The sequence below is a fragment of the Paenibacillus sp. p3-SID1389 genome (genome assembly GCF_025151705.1).
Classification (GTDB): domain Bacteria; phylum Bacillota; class Bacilli; order Paenibacillales; family Paenibacillaceae; genus Fontibacillus; species Fontibacillus phoenicis.
On sequence record NZ_JALXVO010000003.1, the window covers coordinates 38,263 to 57,275 of the forward strand.

At 53.0% G+C, this 19,013-nt stretch carries 22 protein-coding genes; 20 read left to right on the forward strand and 2 right to left on the reverse strand.

Annotated features, from left to right (window positions below; all coding sequences use genetic code 11):
• The first annotated feature begins 34 nt into the window (after nucleotides 1–34).
• The 13 genes from M3G15_RS02030 to M3G15_RS02090 all read left to right on the forward strand — a co-directional run bounded on the left by M3G15_RS02030 (nucleotide 35) and on the right by M3G15_RS02090 (nucleotide 12,945).
• Entirely contained in the window at nucleotides 35–925 is an 891-nt protein-coding gene (locus M3G15_RS02030; protein ID WP_009223156.1) for an NAD-dependent epimerase/dehydratase family protein, read from the forward strand.
• A 10-nt stretch (nucleotides 926–935) separates the two neighbouring features.
• Nucleotides 936–1,685, forward strand: a complete 750-nt coding sequence (locus M3G15_RS02035; protein ID WP_260069930.1) for an SDR family NAD(P)-dependent oxidoreductase — start codon at nucleotides 936–938, stop codon at nucleotides 1,683–1,685.
• A 139-nt stretch (nucleotides 1,686–1,824) separates the two neighbouring features.
• A complete protein-coding gene (locus M3G15_RS02040) occupies nucleotides 1,825–3,090 on the forward strand; it encodes an MFS transporter (protein ID WP_260069931.1) in 1,266 nt (421 codons plus the stop codon).
• A 42-nt stretch (nucleotides 3,091–3,132) separates the two neighbouring features.
• Nucleotides 3,133–4,155: a TIR domain-containing protein gene (locus M3G15_RS02045; RefSeq protein ID WP_397376578.1), complete on the forward strand. Its 1,023-nt coding sequence runs from the start codon at nucleotides 3,133–3,135 to the stop codon at nucleotides 4,153–4,155.
• On the forward strand, nucleotides 4,152–4,379 hold the full coding sequence (locus tag M3G15_RS02050) for a hypothetical protein (RefSeq protein ID WP_009223167.1): 228 nt from the start codon (nucleotides 4,152–4,154) through the stop codon (nucleotides 4,377–4,379). Before M3G15_RS02045 ends, M3G15_RS02050 begins: the two co-directional genes overlap by 4 nt.
• A gap of 153 nt (nucleotides 4,380–4,532) precedes the next feature.
• Nucleotides 4,533–5,465, forward strand: a complete 933-nt coding sequence (locus tag M3G15_RS02055) for a Gfo/Idh/MocA family protein (RefSeq protein ID WP_260069933.1) — start codon at nucleotides 4,533–4,535, stop codon at nucleotides 5,463–5,465.
• A 91-nt stretch (nucleotides 5,466–5,556) separates the two neighbouring features.
• The gene (locus M3G15_RS02060; protein WP_009223169.1) at nucleotides 5,557–6,486 is read left to right on the forward strand and encodes a hypothetical protein; all 930 of its coding nucleotides are present in this window, start codon (nucleotides 5,557–5,559) and stop codon (nucleotides 6,484–6,486) included.
• 103 nt (nucleotides 6,487–6,589) lie between these two features.
• The gene (locus tag M3G15_RS02065) at nucleotides 6,590–8,287 is read left to right on the forward strand and encodes a glycoside hydrolase family 13 protein (RefSeq protein ID WP_260069934.1); all 1,698 of its coding nucleotides are present in this window, start codon (nucleotides 6,590–6,592) and stop codon (nucleotides 8,285–8,287) included.
• Nucleotides 8,288–8,381: 94 nt separating this feature from the next.
• Nucleotides 8,382–9,323, forward strand: a complete 942-nt coding sequence (locus M3G15_RS02070) for a DUF7916 family protein (protein ID WP_260069935.1) — start codon at nucleotides 8,382–8,384, stop codon at nucleotides 9,321–9,323.
• Nucleotides 9,324–9,328: 5 nt separating this feature from the next.
• On the forward strand, nucleotides 9,329–9,835 hold the full coding sequence (locus M3G15_RS02075; protein WP_009223172.1) for a metallophosphoesterase family protein: 507 nt from the start codon (nucleotides 9,329–9,331) through the stop codon (nucleotides 9,833–9,835).
• A 280-nt stretch (nucleotides 9,836–10,115) separates the two neighbouring features.
• Complete coding sequence (locus M3G15_RS02080; RefSeq protein ID WP_009223173.1) at nucleotides 10,116–11,195, forward strand: ABC transporter substrate-binding protein; 1,080 nt, start codon at nucleotides 10,116–10,118, stop codon at nucleotides 11,193–11,195.
• A 38-nt stretch (nucleotides 11,196–11,233) separates the two neighbouring features.
• Entirely contained in the window at nucleotides 11,234–12,148 is a 915-nt protein-coding gene (locus M3G15_RS02085; protein ID WP_009223174.1) for an ABC transporter permease, read from the forward strand.
• Complete coding sequence (locus M3G15_RS02090; protein ID WP_260069936.1) at nucleotides 12,148–12,945, forward strand: ABC transporter ATP-binding protein; 798 nt, start codon at nucleotides 12,148–12,150, stop codon at nucleotides 12,943–12,945. The genes M3G15_RS02085 and M3G15_RS02090 overlap by 1 nt, the downstream gene beginning before the upstream one ends.
• A 74-nt stretch (nucleotides 12,946–13,019) precedes the next feature.
• On the opposite strand, the gene M3G15_RS02095 is transcribed toward M3G15_RS02090, so the two are convergent.
• On the reverse strand, nucleotides 13,020–13,394 hold the full coding sequence (locus M3G15_RS02095) for a DUF2512 family protein (RefSeq protein WP_009223176.1): 375 nt from the start codon (nucleotides 13,392–13,394) through the stop codon (nucleotides 13,020–13,022).
• 95 nt (nucleotides 13,395–13,489) lie between these two features.
• On the opposite strand from M3G15_RS02095, the gene M3G15_RS02100 reads away from it, so the two are divergent.
• From M3G15_RS02100 to M3G15_RS02125, 6 genes are all read left to right on the forward strand, one after another.
• Entirely contained in the window at nucleotides 13,490–14,440 is a 951-nt protein-coding gene (locus M3G15_RS02100; RefSeq protein WP_260069937.1) for an NAD(P)/FAD-dependent oxidoreductase, read from the forward strand.
• The gene (locus M3G15_RS02105) at nucleotides 14,430–14,732 is read left to right on the forward strand and encodes an antibiotic biosynthesis monooxygenase family protein (RefSeq protein WP_009223178.1); all 303 of its coding nucleotides are present in this window, start codon (nucleotides 14,430–14,432) and stop codon (nucleotides 14,730–14,732) included. Before M3G15_RS02100 ends, M3G15_RS02105 begins: the two co-directional genes overlap by 11 nt.
• An 11-nt stretch (nucleotides 14,733–14,743) precedes the next feature.
• Complete coding sequence (locus M3G15_RS02110) at nucleotides 14,744–14,872, forward strand: hypothetical protein (protein ID WP_260069938.1); 129 nt, start codon at nucleotides 14,744–14,746, stop codon at nucleotides 14,870–14,872.
• A 10-nt stretch (nucleotides 14,873–14,882) separates the two neighbouring features.
• Nucleotides 14,883–15,398, forward strand: coding sequence for a GNAT family N-acetyltransferase (locus M3G15_RS02115; RefSeq protein ID WP_009223179.1), 516 nt, complete (start codon nucleotides 14,883–14,885; stop codon nucleotides 15,396–15,398).
• Nucleotides 15,399–15,428: 30 nt separating this feature from the next.
• Nucleotides 15,429–16,037, forward strand: a complete 609-nt coding sequence (locus tag M3G15_RS02120) for a TVP38/TMEM64 family protein (protein WP_009223180.1) — start codon at nucleotides 15,429–15,431, stop codon at nucleotides 16,035–16,037.
• Nucleotides 16,038–16,101: 64 nt separating this feature from the next.
• Nucleotides 16,102–17,340, forward strand: coding sequence for an MFS transporter (locus tag M3G15_RS02125; protein ID WP_311202246.1), 1,239 nt, complete (start codon nucleotides 16,102–16,104; stop codon nucleotides 17,338–17,340).
• 53 nt (nucleotides 17,341–17,393) lie between these two features.
• On the opposite strand, the gene M3G15_RS02130 is transcribed toward M3G15_RS02125, so the two are convergent.
• The gene (locus M3G15_RS02130; protein WP_260069939.1) at nucleotides 17,394–18,080 is read right to left on the reverse strand and encodes a metal-dependent hydrolase; all 687 of its coding nucleotides are present in this window, start codon (nucleotides 18,078–18,080) and stop codon (nucleotides 17,394–17,396) included.
• A 200-nt stretch (nucleotides 18,081–18,280) separates the two neighbouring features.
• Here M3G15_RS02130 and M3G15_RS02135 point away from each other — a divergent pair, with 200 nt between their 5' ends.
• The gene (locus M3G15_RS02135) at nucleotides 18,281–18,919 is read left to right on the forward strand and encodes a DsbA family oxidoreductase (protein WP_009223183.1); all 639 of its coding nucleotides are present in this window, start codon (nucleotides 18,281–18,283) and stop codon (nucleotides 18,917–18,919) included.
• Nucleotides 18,920–19,013 lie beyond the last annotated feature (94 nt).

Sequence of the window (19,013 nt, forward strand, 5' to 3'; positions counted from 1 at the left end):
GACTCAATATCCGGCGATGGAGGAGGAAGAAGAAATGGCAAAGATTTTAGTGCTTGGCGGCTCTCGTTATTTTGGCAAAAGATTGGTTAACCTGCTGGCAAGTTCGGGCTTGCACGAGATAACGGTTGCGACCCGGGGACAAACGGAGGTCCAGTTTGATTCTCCAGTTACGCAGCTGCGGCTGGACCGTACAGATGAGAAATCGTTGCAAGCGGCGGCTGAGGCTGGACCTTGGGATCTGGTGTACGATAACATCTGTTTTTCGCCTAACGAAGCGCTTGCCGCGGTGCGGGCATTCAAGGAGCGCGTCGGGAAATATATTTTGACCTCCACCTTATCCGTCTACAAGTTGGGTAAATCGCCTTTAACCGAAGCTGATTTTGATCCCTATCATTATGAACTGAAGCTTGGCGATAAGCAGGCGTTTGATTATGGGGAAGGAAAACGGTTGGCTGAAGCGGCATTCTTCCAACAGGCAGATTTTCCGGTGAGCGCCTTGCGGATTCCAATTGTATTAGGGCCGGATGATTATACACGGCGGTTGCATTTTCATGTCGAGCATGTTCAGCAGGGGTTGCCGATTGGCGTACCGAACCCGGACGCGGCGATCTCGTTTATCACTTCGGCGGAAACGGCGAAGTTTCTGGCCTGGCTGGGGGAATCCGAACTGACCGGGCCGATTAATGCTTGTTCCGATGGGGAAATTACCATTGGAGAAATCATCCGCCTCATTGAATCCATCACCGGCAAAACAGCGTTGATCGAACGCGAAACGGCTCAGGAGCATCGATCTCCATTTGGCATCCCAAGCTCGTGGGTGATGGACAATACTAAAGCGCATGAGGCGGGATATCGTTTCGAAGCGCTGGACGATTGGCTGTCGGGGTTAATCTGTCACATCGCGGAAAGCGGACAGAAGGGGTGAGTTTCGAGACATGTCTTTTGCAAATAGGACTGTGATTGTAACGGGAGCGGGGCACGGCATCGGCCGCGGTGTGGCGGAAGCTTATGCCCGGGAAGGTGCGTCCGTCGTACTGGCGGAGCTTAATGAAGAAACCGGCAGAGCGGCGGCGGAGGCAATTCGCAAGGCCGGGGGCCGAGCCCTATTCGTGCCTTGTGATGTGCGCCAGGAGGCTGATATCGTTCGCTTAATGGAAACGGCCGAGCGTGAGTTGGGGCGGATTGATATTTTGATCAACAATGCGGGAGTATCGCGGTTTAAATCCACCTACGAGCTTACGGTAGAGGAATGGGACGATGTGCTGAATACCAACGTGCGCAGTACGTTTCTAGCTTCCCGTGAGATGGCCAAACGTGTGAAGGGAAGCGGCCGGGGCGGAGCCATCGTGAACATCTCCTCCACGCGTTCGCTCATGTCTGAGCCCGGTTCGGAGGCGTACGCCGCCTCCAAAGGAGCGATTGTGTCGCTTACGCATGCGTTAGCTGTATCGCTTGGCCCGGATGGCATCCGCGTGAACTGCATCAGTCCGGGGTGGATTGAAACCGGGGATTACGGCGCTCTGCGCGAGATCGATCACAAGCAGCATCCGGCAGGACGCGTTGGAACTCCGGAGGATATCGCCCGGGCTTGTCTGTACTTGACTCACCCGGACAATACATTTGTGACCGGTGCACATCTGGTGGTCGACGGCGGGATGACGCGGAAGATGATTTATGAGCCTTAAGGCGAACATTGATGAATCAACATGATATAAGGAGCTTAAGCATGGGACCGATTTGATCCTGCACTCTTGAACCTAACCTTTTTTTTGACCCCGGGGTTTCCGGGTTATTTGGTTTGGAACAAAGGAGTGATACACGGGGATGAAACGGTCCTTTTTATGGTTATGGAGTTCGCAGACCTTGTCCAACATGGCGGACGTCCTGTATATTGTCGCTTTTATTACGCTGGTACTGGATCAGACTGGATCCATCATCTTTGCGACATTAGTTCCTTTTATTCGGGTAAGCTCCCAGTTGATCAGCAGCTTGCTGGCTCCCTTGGTGATTGCCAGATTTCGACTGACCACAATATTATCGATATCGCAAGGCGGTCAGTTTCTGTTGTTTTCGTTGCTCGCATTATATGTCTCCCCATGGGTTGGCGGAACTGCCCCGGGCATTCTGTATGGAATAATCTTGGTGATTTCCTTCCTCGACGGATGGACGACACCGGCGAGGAACGCGTTGATTCCCAGGTTGGTTCAGGACGATACTTTGCTGAAAGCGAATAGTATGATCGCGGCGACGGATCAAATCATCCAGTTTGCAGGGTGGGCACTCAGCGGTGTGGTTGTGGCGAAGTTTGGTTCGTTTCCGGTTCTTGTTGCGGTTGCTGGAGCTTACGGAATCGCCATGTTGGCTACGACCCGAATCGTAGATCCGATCGGAGGGGAACCTCGAAATGCAACATCTATGGCAGCATATGGAGATAGGGGATCCAAACGGGTCATCTCTCATTGGGAAACGTTAAAAGAGGGGTGGATCACCCTATTGCGATTGCCAAGATTGCGCGCATTAACCTGCATGGAGATGACGGAACTGTTAGGCAGTTCGGTATGGTCGGGGGCATTTTTGCTTGTGTTTGTGCGCGATATTTTACACCGGGATGAATCGTGGTGGGGGTATATCAACGCCGGTTATTTTGCCGGGGCCGTATTAGGCGGAATATTGATTGTAGCTCTGGTAAACAAGCTGGAGTATCGGTTGTACCCTGCGCTATGGATCGGTATGCTTGGATATGCCGTCTTGACCTTTGCCTTTGCGCTAAACACTTCCGCTGTTTTGACGCTGGGTATTGTTCTCTTGATAGGTCCGTTTGCCGAACTAGTCGGAGTTGCCCGCCAAACGTATACGCAACGCAGCGCCGATCCGGATCAGTTGCCCAAAGTGCTGTCAGCCCAAGCCGCGTTGCAGAATTTCCTGTTTGGGATATCTCTGCTGCTCATGAGTTTCGTCGCGGAGGGGGTAGGAATTGTCTACGTTTACTTGCTGGCGGGGGGATGGAGCCTACTTTCGGTCTTCATCGGTGTACGACATCGTCAGTTATTCCATCAACCTGCACAAAACGAATCGGGATGGTATAATTAGGAAAAGATGATTCGTTTTTCAAGGAGCTGTGGAGTTGTGGATGTGACCAAGCCGAACGTCTTTATTGGATCCTCACGGGAAGCGATGGATATCGCGAACGGGATCCACGCTCAGATCAACCGATATGCCCAGGTAACTCCATGGTATGCCGGCGCATTTGAAGGCAATGATTACACGATGGAATCGCTGGAGAAGCAACTCCATAAGAATGATTTTGGGGTTTTCATCTTTGCGCCGGATGACATCGCTTTATATCGAGGGAAATTTGTTTTCATCACCCGGGACAACACGCTTTTTGAGATGGGGTTGTTTTGGGGGAGACTCGGGCGAAGGCGAGTATTTGCCATCATCCCGCAGGAGATCAGAGAGAGGGATGATCTGATCCAAGGGGAGAACGTTTCAGAATATCATCTCTTATCCGACCTTCAAGGCTTGACGTTACTGAGATATGAGGTGCGAACGGATGGGAATGAGGAGGCTGCGGTTGCCGTTGCCTGCCGTTCACTGATTAAAGCGATCCTGGCCGAAGGTGTGTACCGTGATCCCCACAATGAAATCGCGAGAATGGAAATGGAGCTGGAGCGCAAACGCCGGATCCTTCATCTTTTTTGGACCTATAATAAAAATATAACCGTCCCCGATGAACAGGATCGTTACAACGGTTTAAGCGAGGCGATTCGGACGTCGATTCTTCCTCCGCAGGGGTATCTGGTTACCGGTGCTGCGCTTTGGAAGGTGCAGGGAGATGAGGGGATTGGGCAAGTCGGCGGCAACGTAGGGAAAGGCCGATTTTTCACCTTTCAGGAGAACCAAGAGCGAGTGGAGTCCGGCCAGCAGCCGATCTACGTGTTAGATGCGTATTTAACCGCAAAATGGGCTTTCTTTAACCGGCTTGAAGTTGAACAGGTATACATCCTATGCTATCCTTTAGGTAGAGAGCATGTGCTGTCGGTTCATTTTTCCGGCAGGCATCACTTGACCGACGAGCAGTTAGGCATCATTGTATCCGATAATAATGAACTCTTACGAACCATTGATTATATCCTTGGAGGGGATTCGATATGAAGCGAGGTAACTTGAAGCTGAAGCAAGGCGCTGCCCCGGTTTCCAAGGCTTCCAAGCGTCTGTCCCCAGCGATGATGGATGCCAAGACGGCAAAAGGACGCAAGCTGCAAGCCAGCCGTTCCAAAGGCATTCTCTATATTGGACCGTCCGTCGAAGGCGGAGATAAGGAATATGTGAAGGTACTCACGGGTGACGTAGACCGTACAAAACCTTCCTTCGTTTAATCGATCAGCCGAGCAGACCCCCATGATCAGCATGGGGGTTTTCTTTTTTGCTGCAGCAAATTTACATCTTCCTTTCCCTATGCCAAAATGAAAGGAAACGTTGACCATTTCACTCTAACGAAATCATGAAGTTATGCTCAGGAGGCAAAAAGGATGCGCATCGGAATCATCGGACTCGGCGATATCGCGCAAAAAGCGTATTTGCCGGTCATTACGGCGAGGGAGGACATCGAACTCGTCTTGAGTACACGAAATCAGGAGACGCTGTCTAAGCTGGCAGCAAAATACCGCATCCCGGAAACGGTGAGCAGCGTGGACGAGCTGGTGAAATCCGGCGTGGATGCTGCATTCGTCCATTCGGCGACGGAGTCCCATCCGGCGATTGTGGAGCAACTGATTGAGAACGGAATCCACGTCTACGTGGATAAGCCTATCGCTTATCATTATGAGGAGTCTAAACGGCTCAGCGAACTAGCGGAGAAGAAAGGCGTGCTGCTCATGACCGGCTTTAACCGCCGGTTCGCCCCGATGAACGCGGCCCTGAAGGAACAGCCGGACCGCCGGCTCGTGCTGTTGCAGAAAAACCGCACCCCATCGCCCGACTATGCTCGCCGCTTCGTGTTGGACGATTATATCCATGTGGTGGATACGCTGCGGTTTTTGGCACCGGGTGAAGTCCAGAACGTTCACGTCTCGACTCGAGTGCAGGAGGGGAAGCTGTACCATGTCACGCTCCAGTTGGAAGGTGACGGCTTTACCTGCATCGGCATCATGAACCGCGATTCGGGGGCCAACGATGAAATCCTGGAGGTGATGAGCCCCGGCCAGACATGGCGGGTGGACGGACTGAACACGACGGAGCATTTTGCCGGCGGTGAAGCGAAACGATTGACCTTTAAGGACTGGGATCCGGTGTTGTACCGGCGGGGGTTTGTGCAGATCATCGATCATTTTATCCGCTGTGTTCGCGAAGGAGGGGAACCGGCCATCTCGCTGCAAGATTCGCTGGAAACCCATCGGCTGTGCGAGGAGATTGTGAAGAGCGCTGAGGCGAACGGCGCTGTGGCTTGGGAACGGCCGCTTTGAAACTTTCGGTCTCGACCAACGTAGAACAGGATAGCGAAACTACGTAGGCCGGACAGGACAACCGTTCCGGCGGTAAAGGGAGGAACCAAGGTTGTTCGAGGATCTTAACGCTCGTATGGCAGAACTCAAAGAGAAAGCCCGGAATCAGGAGAAGTGGCAACAGCGCCTCAAAAATCTCCAGCAGGAGTTGACCGGCCTGCAAGAAGAACGGAACCGTTGGCAGAAGCAGCTGGCTGCAGAGGAAGAAGATGTTCGCAAGCTGTCGACGATGTCGCTGTCAAACTTATTGGCTACCGTGCTTGGCAACAAAGCCGAGAAGCTGGATCGGGAGCAGCGGGAAGTGCTGGAAGCCAAGATGAGGTATGATGCCGCCGAAGCTGCGGTTCGCGATATGGAGCGGCAAATTGCGGATATTGAGCGCAGACTGCTCGAGCTGGGTTCTTGGAAGAACGAATATGAGCGGATTTTTCAAGCCAAAGAGCGGAAGATCCTGGAGGAAGACGGAGAGCTGCGGGAGCTGGCCGAACGCGAAGCGGTCCTCACCGTGCAGCTGAAAGAGGTGGACGAAGCGCTGCAGGCCGGACAATCCGCCCTTCACGATTTAAGCGCAGCCGAGGAAGATCTGCGTTCTGCGAAAAATTGGGGGGTGTACGATATGCTGGGCGGCGGAATGTTGTCGACACATATTAAGCACTCGCGGATTGATGAGGCGATGAGCCATCTAATGGCGGCGCGGCAAAGTCTGCAACGTTTTCAGCGGGAACTCCGTGACATCGGAGCGGACATTTCGACGCATCTGGAGATCGGGGGATTGCTGAAATTTTCCGACTATTTCTTTGACGATTTTATCTCGGATTGGCTAGTGCAGGGGCGAATCAACGTCAGCTTAGATCAAGTCCAAAACCAACTTACGGCGGTAAGCGACGTGCAACGCGAGCTGGAAACAGCCAAACATAAGCTGGAATCGGAGCGGGCCGAAACGCATCGGAAATACGTGCAAGCGGTGGAGCATTATGCTTAGCAGATAACGAGGCTCGGGAACTTTTGGGTTCCCGGGCTTTTTTCGTAATACAAAACTGGTTCGATGCAAATAGCTAAAGGAAAAACGAGAAAGGGAGTCGGACATGAAGCGGACTTGGTGGAAGGAAAGCGTCGTGTACCAAATCTATCCGATCAGCTTCAAGGATTCGAATGGGGACGGGGTGGGTGACCTGCGCGGGATCCTGTCCAAGCTGGATTATTTGCAAGATCTTGGGGTCGACGTCGTTTGGATCTGTCCGATCTATCAATCGCCTGGGCATGATAACGGCTATGATATTAGCGATTATTATAAGATCGATCCCGCATTTGGCACGATGGAGGACTTCGATGAGCTGTTGGAAGCGTTGCACGCGCGCGGAATGAAGCTAATGATGGATCTGGTGCTGAATCACACTTCGGACGAGCATCCCTGGTTCTTGGAATCTCGGAAGTCCAAGGATAATCCGAAGCGGGATTATTACATCTGGCGAAAGGGTAAAAACAGCGGCCCGCCGAACAACTGGGAGTCGTATTTCAGCGGTTCGGTTTGGGAGTATGACGAGCGTACCGATGAATATTACTTACATTTGTATTCCAAGCATCAGCCTGACTTGAACTGGGAAAATCCGTCCGTCATCCGCGAGCTGCATGACATGGTCAAGTGGTGGCTTCAAAAAGGCGTGGACGGCTTCCGGTTCGATGCCATTGCGCATATCGCCAAGGCGAAAGGACTGCCGGATGCAGACAATCCGGAGCAGAGACCGACGGTTCGGGCTTACGAGCTATTTTCGAACCTGGACGATGTACATACACTTCTGCAAAACTTGTACGATAACGTGTTGTATTACTATGACATTATGACCGTAGGCGAAACGTCGGGGCTAGGTCCGGAGCAGGCGTTGAATTATGTTGGCGATGACCGTCGTGAGCTGAATATGACGTTTCAGTTCGAGCATATGTTTCTGGATGCGGGCTCTGCGGGCAGCGGCAAATGGGACGTCGTTCCGTGGAAGCTGACGGACTTAAAGGAAGTCATCACTCGCTGGCAGACTGTGCTGCACGGGCGGGGGTGGAACGCCAATTATTTGTGCAACCATGACCAGCCGCGCTCGGTTTCCCGTTTTGGGAGCGATCAGGAACCTTACCGCATTCCGTCCGCTAAAATGCTGGGGACCTTCCTTCATATGCTGGAAGGGACGCCGTACATTTATCAAGGCGAGGAAATCGGCATGACGAACGCGGTCTTTGATTCAATTGACGATTATCGTGACGTGGAGACGCTCAACTACTATGAGGAGCAGCGAAGAAACGGTGTTCCGGAGGCGGACATCCTGCGGGCGATTCATCTAAAAAGCCGGGATAACGCCCGTACCCCCATGCAATGGGATGCCGGACCGCAAGCCGGGTTTACCACTGCCGAATCCGCCTGGATCCGGGTGAATCCCAATCACGATCGGATTAATGTCGAGGAAGCGATCCGTAACCCCGATTCGATCTACCATTACTACAAAAAGCTGATTCGCTTAAGAAAAGAACATGCCGTGATCGTCTACGGCGAATACGAGCTGCTGCTCCCCGATCATCCGCAGATATATGCGTTTACCCGGAGGTTGGAAACGAGCTGTTTGTTGGTGATCCTGAATTTTAGTTCCGAGGAGCCGGTATTCGAATGGCCTTCTGAGGCGGTGGAGCCGAAGGACATCGAACTGTTAATCTCCAACTACGCTCCACGGGAGCACGAGGATGTATTGAACTTACCGCTGCGCCCCTATGAAGCAAGGGTTTATTTGAAACGATATTGATTCAAGGGGATATCGGATGGCCTGCAGCATTTCGACGTGCTACACTGGAGATATAGCAATTGTGCAGAACTTGGAACGAATGGAGGGGTAGCCCATGAAACGGATATTGGACTGCCGGGCTTCGGATTTTCGCCAAATGGATCGCGAAGCTCTAAGGGGAGCAATTTTGGCAGCGGAAGGGCGAACGGTGATGGCGGAAACGGTGGTTACGTCCCAGCCGCTGCTGCCCGAGATCACCAATGCGGAGCTTGCCAAAGCTTTTGGCGCGGACATGATCCTGCTGAACGTCTTTGACGTGTTTCACCCGCAGATTCGCGGCATAGAGCCGCGGGATTTGTTTGCGCCGGATCGCGGCAGTGGGGAGCCCGGGCCGAGCGCGCGAAATCCGATCGCGGAGCTGCAACGATTAACGGGACTGCCAGTCGGCATCAATTTAGAGCCGGTCGACGCGTCGGCCGATGCGGTTGAAGGGCTTCACGAGCTGCCCGAAGGACGGCAGGCAACCGCTCAGAGCCTGGCCGAAGCCAAGCGGCTTGGCGTGGATTTCGTATGCCTGACAGGCAACCCGAAAACCGGAGTGACCCATGAACGCATCCTGCACGCGATCCATGTGGCAAAACGGGAATTCGGCGGTTTGATCATCGCTGGCAAAATGCATGGCGCTGGTACTCGCGGCAGCGTGCTGGACGGCGAGGCTGCGATCAAGTTCGTTGAAGCCGGCGCGGACGTCGTGCTGCTGCCAGCTCCGGGGACCGTTCCGGGCGTGCGCGAGGAGGAGCTGGCCCGGGTCATTGCGGAAGTCAAGGCGCGGGGGGCCTTGGTTTTGGCGGCGATCGGCACAAGTCAGGAAGGCGCGGACGAATCGACGGTGCGAGAGATTGCTCTCAGCGCCAAACGTGCCGGCGCCGACATTGTACACATCGGGGATGCCGGTTTCGCGGGCATGGCCATCCCAGAAAATATCCAAGCGGTATCAATCGCCATCCGCGGGCGGCGGCACACCTATGTGCGTATGGCCGCTTCGCCGTTGAGGTAACGCCTATGCGGATCGGAGTCATATCGGATACGCATATCCCGCGCCGCGGAGTGGAACTGCCCGCGAAGCTGCGGCAAACCTTCCGCACCTGCGACATGATTCTCCACCTGGGGGATTGGGTGACGATGGAGGTATATGAGCAGTTAAAAACGATAGCGCCGGTTGAGGGTGTGGCAGGAAACAATGACCCAAACGACATTATCCGTAAGTTTGGTTGGCATAAAATTCTCGAGCTGGGCGGCAGACGGATCGGACTGACGCACGGCCATCTCCCCGGCGGCGGGCACGGGGCTAAGAACAATGCGGAGCGCGTCTTTGCTGGCCAACCGGTAGACGCCGTGCTGTTTGGCCACTCGCACAAGCCTTACCTTGCGAAAAGCGGTGGCGTCTTGTGGTTTAATCCCGGGTCGCCTACCGACAAACGGCGGGAACCCAAATACAGCTTTGGCGTGCTTGAGATCACTCCCCAAGCGATCCAGGCGCAACATATTTATTTAGATGCCAAAAAGTAGATCCAAGAACATGTGGAGCTACCAATGCGAGGCCGATTTTCGGTTTTGCTTTGGATGGCTCTTTTTTATACCTATCTTGAGGCAGAAGTCCCTTAACCTGTATTGACGTATAATTGACCACCATTTAATATAGGAATCATACTTCGTGTCCATGTTGGACGAATCCTTGTCCACGGACGCTTTAATCCTTTCATCAACAAAAGCGTTAATCAGATTATGCTTTACTGCAGGGGCACTGCAGGGTCATTAATTTCATGAGAGAGAAAGGGGAAACAAAAACATGAAGAAGAAGCTTGGGATGATTCTCGCCTTGTCGCTGCTGCTGGTCGGCGTTGTTGCTTGCGGCAACAATGGCGGCAACGGAAATGCCGCAAACGGGGGGAATGCCGGGGGAACCGGAACGGAAAATTCCGCGGGTGCGGGGAATACATCGGATTCCGATAAGAAAACGTATAAAATCGCGATTTCGCAAATCGTGGAGCATCCTTCCTTGGATGCAACGCGGGAGGGCTTCCTGGACGCTTTGAAGGACGCAGGCATTGTAGAAGGGGAAAACTTGGAGCTTGATTACAACAATGCGCAGGGGGACCAAACGAACAATACGACCATCGCGCAAAAAATCGCCGGCGAGAAATATGATCTGGTGCTCGCGATCGCTACGCCGCCTGCACAAGCTGTAGCGCAGCAGGTGAAGAACTCCCCGATCCTGTTCGCGGCTGTTACTGATCCGGTTGATGCCAAATTGGTGGACAATTTGGATCATCCAGGTGGGAACATCTCCGGGGCTTCGGATACGAACCCGGAAGCGATTACGAAGCTGATGGACTTCATCGCTGAGCACTTCAAGGATGTCAAATCCGTTGGATTGGTGATCAACCAAGGGGAACCGAATGCCGTCGTTATGGCAAACCATGCAGAGAAAGCATTGGAAGCCCACGGTATCAAATTGGTGAAAGCCTCGGTAACCAATACATCGGAAGTTAAACAAGCGGCCGAATCGCTGGTTGGTCGGGTAGATGCGCTGTACATTACGCTCGATAACATGGTCGTTGAAGCCGTCAGCACCGTGATCCAGGTAGCCAACGATAACGACCTTCCTTTCTTCTCGAGTGACCGGGATACGGTCGAGAAGGGGGCTTTTGCAACGATTGGGTTCAAATATTATGACCACGGGTACCAAGTGGGACAAATGGCAGTCGACGTGCTGAAGAACGGCAAAAAGGTCGGTGACCTGAAAGTGACGGTGCCGGATAAGCTCGACTTGATCATGAACCTGAAAGCGGCAGCCGAGCAAGGGATCGAAGTGACCGATGCCATGAAGGCTCAAATTACGGATAAGGAAAACAATCTGATCGAATAGGCAGCACACGCTCCTAATTTCTTGAGGAGGTACTCATCATGTTGAACTCGCTGCTGGGGGCGCTGGAATCCGGCCTGTTGTATGCGCTTATGGCGCTCGGCGTATATATTACGTTCCGAATTCTCGACTTTCCGGACCTGACGGTGGACGGGAGCTTTACGACCGGCGGTGCGATCGCTGCGGTCATGATCGCAGGGGGAAGCTCTCCCTGGATTGCTACGGTCGTTGCTTTTTTGGGCGGCTTGGCTGCCGGTGCGATCACCGGCATCATTCATACCAAAGGACGGATTAACGGACTGCTCTCCGGGATATTAATGATGATTGCATTGTATTCCATCAATATGCGGATCATGGGCAAACCTAATGTAGGCTTGCTGGGGGAGACAACGCTGTTCAGCTCGGTTTCGCCGCTGGTGTTCATGCCGATCGTTGTTATCGCCATTAAGCTGCTGCTGGATTTGTTCTTTCGTACGGAGCTTGGCTTGGCCCTGCGGGCCACTGGCGACAATAAACGGATGATCCGCAGTTTTGGTGCCAATACGGATAACACAATTATTCTCGGGCTCAGTTTGTCCAACGGGCTAGTGGCTTTGTCCGGGGCGCTCATCGCTCAACAGTCCGGTTTCGCCGACATTTCGTCGGGGATCGGGATGATCGTGATCGGGCTGGCTTCGGTGATTATCGGGGAGGCCATCTTCGGGGCGCGGACGGTATTCTGGGCAACGCTGGCAGCGGTTCTCGGGTCCATCGTTTATCGAGTGGTTGTAGCGCTAGCGCTGCGGATCGAATGGCTGGAGCAAACGGATTTGAAGCTGATTACGGCAGTTATCGTGATCATCGCATTGGTGCTTCCGACCGCACAAAGAAACATGAAGCAGAAAGCCGTAGCTCGCCGGCGCGCCGGTGAAATTACACAAACCGCCGGGCAAAAGAGCGTAGGGGGTGGGTTCTAATGCTGAAGTTAACCCAGGTATCGAAGCTCTTTCACCCCGGCACGCCGGATGAGAAGATCGCGCTGATTGACGTCAATCTGCATCTGCGCAAAGGCGATTTCGTAACGGTCATCGGCAGCAACGGTGCGGGGAAATCCACGCTGATGAATATGATCTCCGGCGTCATCAAGCCGGATGCTGGCGAGGTTCGCCTTGGCGGCGTCGACATCAGCCATCTTCCGGAGCATCGCCGCAGCAAGTGGATTGGCCGTGTGTTTCAGGACCCGATGGCCGGTTCTGCACCGCATATGACCATCGAGGAGAACCTGGCGATGGCTTACTCTCGCGGGAAGGCGCGTGGCCTTGCGCTGGGGGTGAACGCGAAGCGCCGGGCGATGTTCCAGGAGCAGCTGCGCAGGCTGGGCATTGGATTGGAGAACCGGCTGCGCGCCAAGGTCGGTACATTGTCGGGCGGGGAACGCCAGGCGCTCAGCCTGCTGATGGCAACGTTTACCGAGCCGCAGGTGTTGCTCCTAGACGAGCATACTGCTGCACTGGACCCAGCCCGTGCTGAGCTGGTGACGAAGCTTACGCAGGAGATCGTCAGCGAATTGAAGCTGACCACGTTGATGGTCACCCACAACATGGAGCAAGCGATCCGGTTGGGTAACCGCCTCATCATGATGGATGGCGGGCGGATCATCCTTGATGTGGATGAAACGAATAAACGCGAGTTAACGATCGAACGGCTGCTAGGCGAATTCGAACGCATCAGCGGCCACAAGCTGTCCGATGATCGCGTGATGCTGGGCAGTTAAATTGCAACTATACCTGTACACAAAGCGCGAGTGCAAAGGGAGGATTCCCTTGTACTCGCGCTCTTTGTTGTCTTTTAACGAGCATCGCGCACTCGTACGCTGCTGTCCCTGCGGATGCCGTCGCGCAGCATCCAAGCGTGCAAGAACCATTCAAATACGCCCATCACAATGGTAATGGCAAGGATTTCGCCAAGAGATAACGTCCATTCCGCGTTGGCGGAAATCGCCCACAGGAAGATAAAGACGAGAAACGCATCTACAACGGTTGCGATCCCATTGTTCGTTCGCGGAAGGATGAAAAGATCCCCGAATAAATAGGCTAGAATAGACAACGCTAAGGCTGTCAGCAGCGCTGAGATGAATGAGGCGTTGCTTAAGAGCATTACCATGACGATGACGATAATTCCATTTCCAAGTAATTTGACGAGAAACTTGTCCAACCCTTTCACCTCCTTGTTTTACGCTCTAATTTCTCCTAACGGGAAAGCGGCTATACACCAAATTAACGATGTCAATCAATAGCTACGGAAAGCGGGACAACAACATGACTCAAACCACAAACTACGATTGCATGATCATTGGCGGCGGTATTGCCGGATTACAAGCCGCTATTCAGCTAGGCCGGTACTCGGTCCACAACGTACTGGTTATTGACGCGGGTTATGGAAGATCCACGTTATGCCGGCAATATCATAACCTGCTGGGGTTCCCGGAAGGTATTTCCGGGGAAGAACTGCGCAGTCGGGGGAGACGGCAAGCGGCGTCTTATGGCGTAAAGTTTGTGCAAGACACAGTAACCGAAGCGAAGAAACGGGATGAGGGATTTCAGGTAAAAACATTAAGCGGCCAAACGTATTCAGGTCGAACCCTGCTGCTGGCGACCGGTGTGCTGGACCGTTTTCCCGATGTCCCCGGTTTGGTTCCAACGCTTGGGCTAAGCGTCTATGTCTGTCCGGATTGTGATGGGTACGAAATTGAGGGGCGGAAAACGGTATTAATGGGGGCGGGGGACACCGGTGCCAAGATGGCGCTGCTGCTCATCCAGCGGACCCGCGATTTAACCTACATTAATCATGAACAGACATCTGTCGCTGCGTCGCTCCTGAAGCAAATGGAGGAACAGGGGATTCGCTACGAGGAAGGGGCCATCGCCGAAGTCCAACAATCCGAAGGCTTTATCCGCAGCGTGAAATTACAGGATGGCCGGAGCTTTACAGCAGAACGGGGATATATTGCGTTTGGCGGCAATGAGGTTCATTCTGGATTAGCCGCTCAACTTGGCGTACGCATTTCCGAGAACCGTCATGTGGAGGCCAACCCCCGCACAAAGCAGACGAACGTCCCCGGCGTGTGGGTGGCTGGGGATCTAGGACTTCATGCGGAACAGGTTAGCGTGGCCATGGGGGAAGGCTCAATTGCCGCAATTTGGATTCATAAAGCATTAAGTCCGTGCTATAATCAGTTGAACGGAGGGGATGCAGAGGATGATTCTTGAAGTAGCTCAGCTGCAAGTGAAGCCCGGAATGATTAATGATTTCGAAAGCCACTTCCGGAAGGCTTCCAAAATCATCAGCCGGGCGTCCGGTTATCTTGGACATGAGCTCCATAAATGCGTAGAGACGGAGAATAAATATATTCTGCTCGTGCGTTGGCAATCCATTTCCGCACATGAGGTAGGTTTCCGTCAATCTCCGGAATATGAGGAATGGAAAGCGCTGCTTCATCCATTCTACGATCCCATGCCTACCGTGGAACACTACGTGCAAATCAAGCATGAAACGGAGTAGGAGGAAAGAGAATGGAAGAAATCATTTGGCGGCAGCTTGAATTCGGGACGGCGATTTATCGATATTCTGAAGGTGCTCGAGGAACAGCCACAGCAAGTGAAGGCAGAGCTATGTATAACAAAATTATTCAAGGACTGTGAGCATGTACATATGACGGAACATTTCGACTATACCATTGAAGATGCAACGCTTGAGGACTTGCCGGCGATCGTGGCGATTTACAATGAAACGATCGCTGGACGCATGGTTACCGCCGATTTGGAGCCGGTGACCGTTGACGCCAGACGGAAGTGGTTTGATGAGCATTCGCCCGATTTCCGGCCGCTTTTGGTTATGAAATCCGGGGGGAAGGTCATCGCCTGGCTCAGCTTTCAGTCCTTCTATGGGCGACCGGCCTATAACGGCACGGCCGAGATCAGTATTTATATCACCGAAGCCTACCGTTCCCGCGGAATCGGAGGGATCTTGTTAAATCGATCCTTTGCGATTTGCCCTGAGATTGGTGTCCATACGCTGCTTGGGTTTGTGTTTGGTCATAACGAGCCGAGCCTTAAGCTCCTTAGTAAATTCGGCTTCGAGCGTTGGGCGCATTTGCCCCGCGTGGCCAATTTAGACGGCGTGGAACGGGATCTCGTTATTTTGGGGAAACGGGTTGTTGAGGCTTAATATGCTTTTGGGGAATGGGGATCAAATCATTTGAACGAATGGGTTAAGGAAATCACGGACTGGTTTTTGGAGACGACTCAGTTAGGCGGGTACTCCATCCTGCTTTTTACGATCCCACTTGCCGTTGTGCAGGGAGTTTTTGGTTTTTTTCCGTTTGCCACGATCGTGATGTTGCATCTCTCCCTGCTGGGGATTGCGAACGGTTTATTAGCCAGTTGGATTGCCGGTACGGCGGCAGGGATGGTTGTTTACCTGATGTGCAGATATTTTTTTGCTGATTGGTTTAACCGCAGGTGGTTGGCTAAGCTGCAAAAATACGAAAAATGGCAAAAAGGGCTGGACCGCTATGGGGTGTGGGCAGTGATCTTTCTCCGCACGATTCCGATTATGCCAAACAATCTCATTTCGTTTATGTCGGCGGTTTCGAATTTAAAGCTCCGTTCTTATGTCTGGTCCAACCTGGTTGGGAATCTGTCAAGCATTTGGCTGTTCGGGATCTTAAGCGCATCGATTGTATTTCCGGGGGTGAATCTTCAGGAGTTGATTCTCTCCTACGCCCTATTTTTGCTTGTGCTGGGCGTCGCCTTTGTCATTCGCAACCGGTTCCTATCCAAGACGAAAGAAGGCATGAGACCTTAGCATGGATCGACCGCTTTCCGGGATAAGCTACAGAGAGAATAAGATTGGATAGGGGGCGAGTCGTTTGAATACTCAGGAACAGGCTTTATCAGGAAAACCCGCGGCAGCACGGCGGAAGCTGCTGCTCAGCGCCGGGCTCAGCTGGATGTTTGATGCCATGGACGTCGGGATCATTTCGTTTATCGCTGCTGCCCTTGCGGTGGAATGGAGCTTAACGCCGCAGCAGACCGGCTTCTTTACGGCGATCAACTCCGTAGGGATGGCGTTTGGCGCAGCGATTGCCGGTTATATGGCGGACAAGTTTGGCCGCAAATCCGTGCTCCTGTGGACGCTGTTGATTTTCTCCATCGCCAGCGGTTTGTCAGCTGCCGCTACTAGCTTTGCCATGCTTTGTTTGCTTCGCTTTATTGCCGGCTTTGGACTTGGCGGGGAGCTGCCGGTCGCTTCCACACTGGTATCCGAATCGGTGTCGGTACAGGAACGCGGAAGATCCGTCGTGCTGCTGGAGAGCTTCTGGGCTGCCGGATGGATCGCTTCGGCGTTGATCTCGTATTTCGTCATCCCGGATTACGGATGGCAGGCCGCTTTTATCATCGGTGCCATACCTGCGTTATATGCGCTGTACTTGCGCAAATCAATCCAGGAGCCGGCCCGATTTAAAGCGCAGACGGGTTATCATCAAGGACGAGGGCCTTCCTTCAGCGATAGGTTTAAGTCCGTTTGGGCTTCCCCGCACCGTCGTTCGACTGTGATGCTTTGGATTTTGTGGTTTACCGTCGTCTTTTCGTATTACGGCATGTTTCTGTGGCTGCCTTCGGTGATGGTGCTGAAAGGCTTCAGTCTGGTCAAAAGCTTTGAATACGTGCTGATCATGACACTGGCACAATTACCGGGATACTTCACGGCCGCTTATTTCATTGAGAAGTTTGGGCGTAAATTTGTGCTGGTGCTGTATTTGCTGCTCACCGCAGCCAGCGCGGCCTGGTTTGGAAATGCGACTAGTGAGGGAATGCTGATTGCCGCTGGGATTTGCTTATCCTTCTTTAATCTTGGGGCATGGGGCGGCATGTACGCTTATACCCCGGAATTGTACCCGACGCGGGTGCGTTCGACCGGAGTCGGCTTGGCCGCTTCCTTTGGACGGATCGGCGGTATCATCGCTCCGTACTTGGTCGGCATGCTGGTCGCTCGCCACGTCGCCATCGGGGGAATCTTCTGGATGTTCTTCGTGACAATCGTCATTGGGGCACTGGCGGTGTTTTGGCTGGGGACCGAGACGCGGGGGAAGGAGCTGGCGGATTAAAAAACAGCAAAATTGCTGCAGATCCGCAACAATTTTGCTGTTCATCCGTTTAATTAGAAGTTGTCCAGAGAATCGCCCGGCTTCAAGGCATGACCTGTAATGCCGATACGTGCGAGATCTGCGACAAATCGTTCCCCGTCCTGGGCGATTGCATCAAACGTATTGTAATGCACAGGGACAACGTGCTTGGCGCCAATCCATTCAGCTGCGGTCAGAGCATCCTCCGGTCCCATGGTAAAATGGTCTCCAATCGGCAGGAAGGCGAGATCGACCGGGCTCCGGGAGCTGACCAATTTCATATCGCTGAACAGGGCGGTATCTCCGGCATGATATATGGTTGTTCCGTCAATATCGAGCAGGATCCCTGCCGCCACGCCAAGATATACATTTACGCCGTTTTGGTTGACGGACGAGCTGTGCAGCGCAGGCACCCATTTTAATTTACCGAACGGGAACGTGCGGGAGCCGCCAAGGTTCATGCCGACCGTTTGCAGTCCGCTGCCAGCAAAATAATCGGCCAGCTCGACAATGGCGATAATCGGCGCGTTGTTTCGCCGGGCGATGCTTTCCGCATCTGCGATGTGATCGGAATGACCATGGGTCAGAAGCACGTAATCGACTTGAATGTCATCGGCTGAGGCTGCGGCCGCCGGATTCCCGGTGAGAAATGGATCGATGATCAAACGATGCTTCCCTGTGTCCACCAGGATGCAGGAATGTCCCAAATAAGTAACTTTCATAGCAATCACCTCATGTGGAAATATATCCTTCTCGTTTATTATAGCTGCCTTGGACAAGCAAGTCACATCTTGCGGGAGGCGGTGCTGCATAAACGCAAGGAAATCCCATATGATTGTGATTGGGATGGGGCGGCTTGAGCAGGCTCGCGAATGAGGTCTGATCCAGTAAGGACCTTGCGCAAAAAAAGGAGGAGATTGATGTGAAAATCGAAGTGTGGTCGGACTTTGGCTGTCCGTTTTGCTACATCGGCAAGCGTCGCCTGGAAAGGGCGTTGGAATTATTTGGTCATCGGGATGAGATCGAAATCGTTTACCGCAGCTTTGAACTGGATCCGGGTGCCCCTAAGGATACGGAGTCGAGCATCCATGAATTGTTAGCGGTGAAATACGGCCTCAGCCTGGAGCAGGCGCAGGAATCAAACCGCAATGTTGCGCAGCAGGCTCAAACGGAAGGGTTAACGTATAACTTTGATACGATCATTCCTACAAATACGTTTGATGCTCATCGATTAGCGCATTATGCCGGAGAGCAGGGCAAGGCGAAGGAGATGACGGAGCGGTTGTTCCGGGCTTATTTTACGGATTCGCTGCATATCGGGGACCGGGAAACACTGGTTCGTTTGGCGGAAGAGGTTGGCTTGGAAGGCACAGCCGTCCGGGAAGTGCTGGAGCAAAATACGTATGCCGACGCTGTCCGCGAGGATGAGAACGAAGCAAGAAGACTTGGGATTCGCGGCGTACCGTTCTTTGTGCTGCGCGGTAAGTATGCGGTGTCGGGGGCACAGCCGTTGGAAATTTTTCAAGGGGCATTGTTACGAGCATGGGAAGATCGGTCTTAATATCGATTTAGAAAATAAGAAAATGCAAAAAACGCTGATCCCTAAGGATCAGCGTCTCGTTCTGCGAACAAAATAAAAAAATAAATTAATTGTT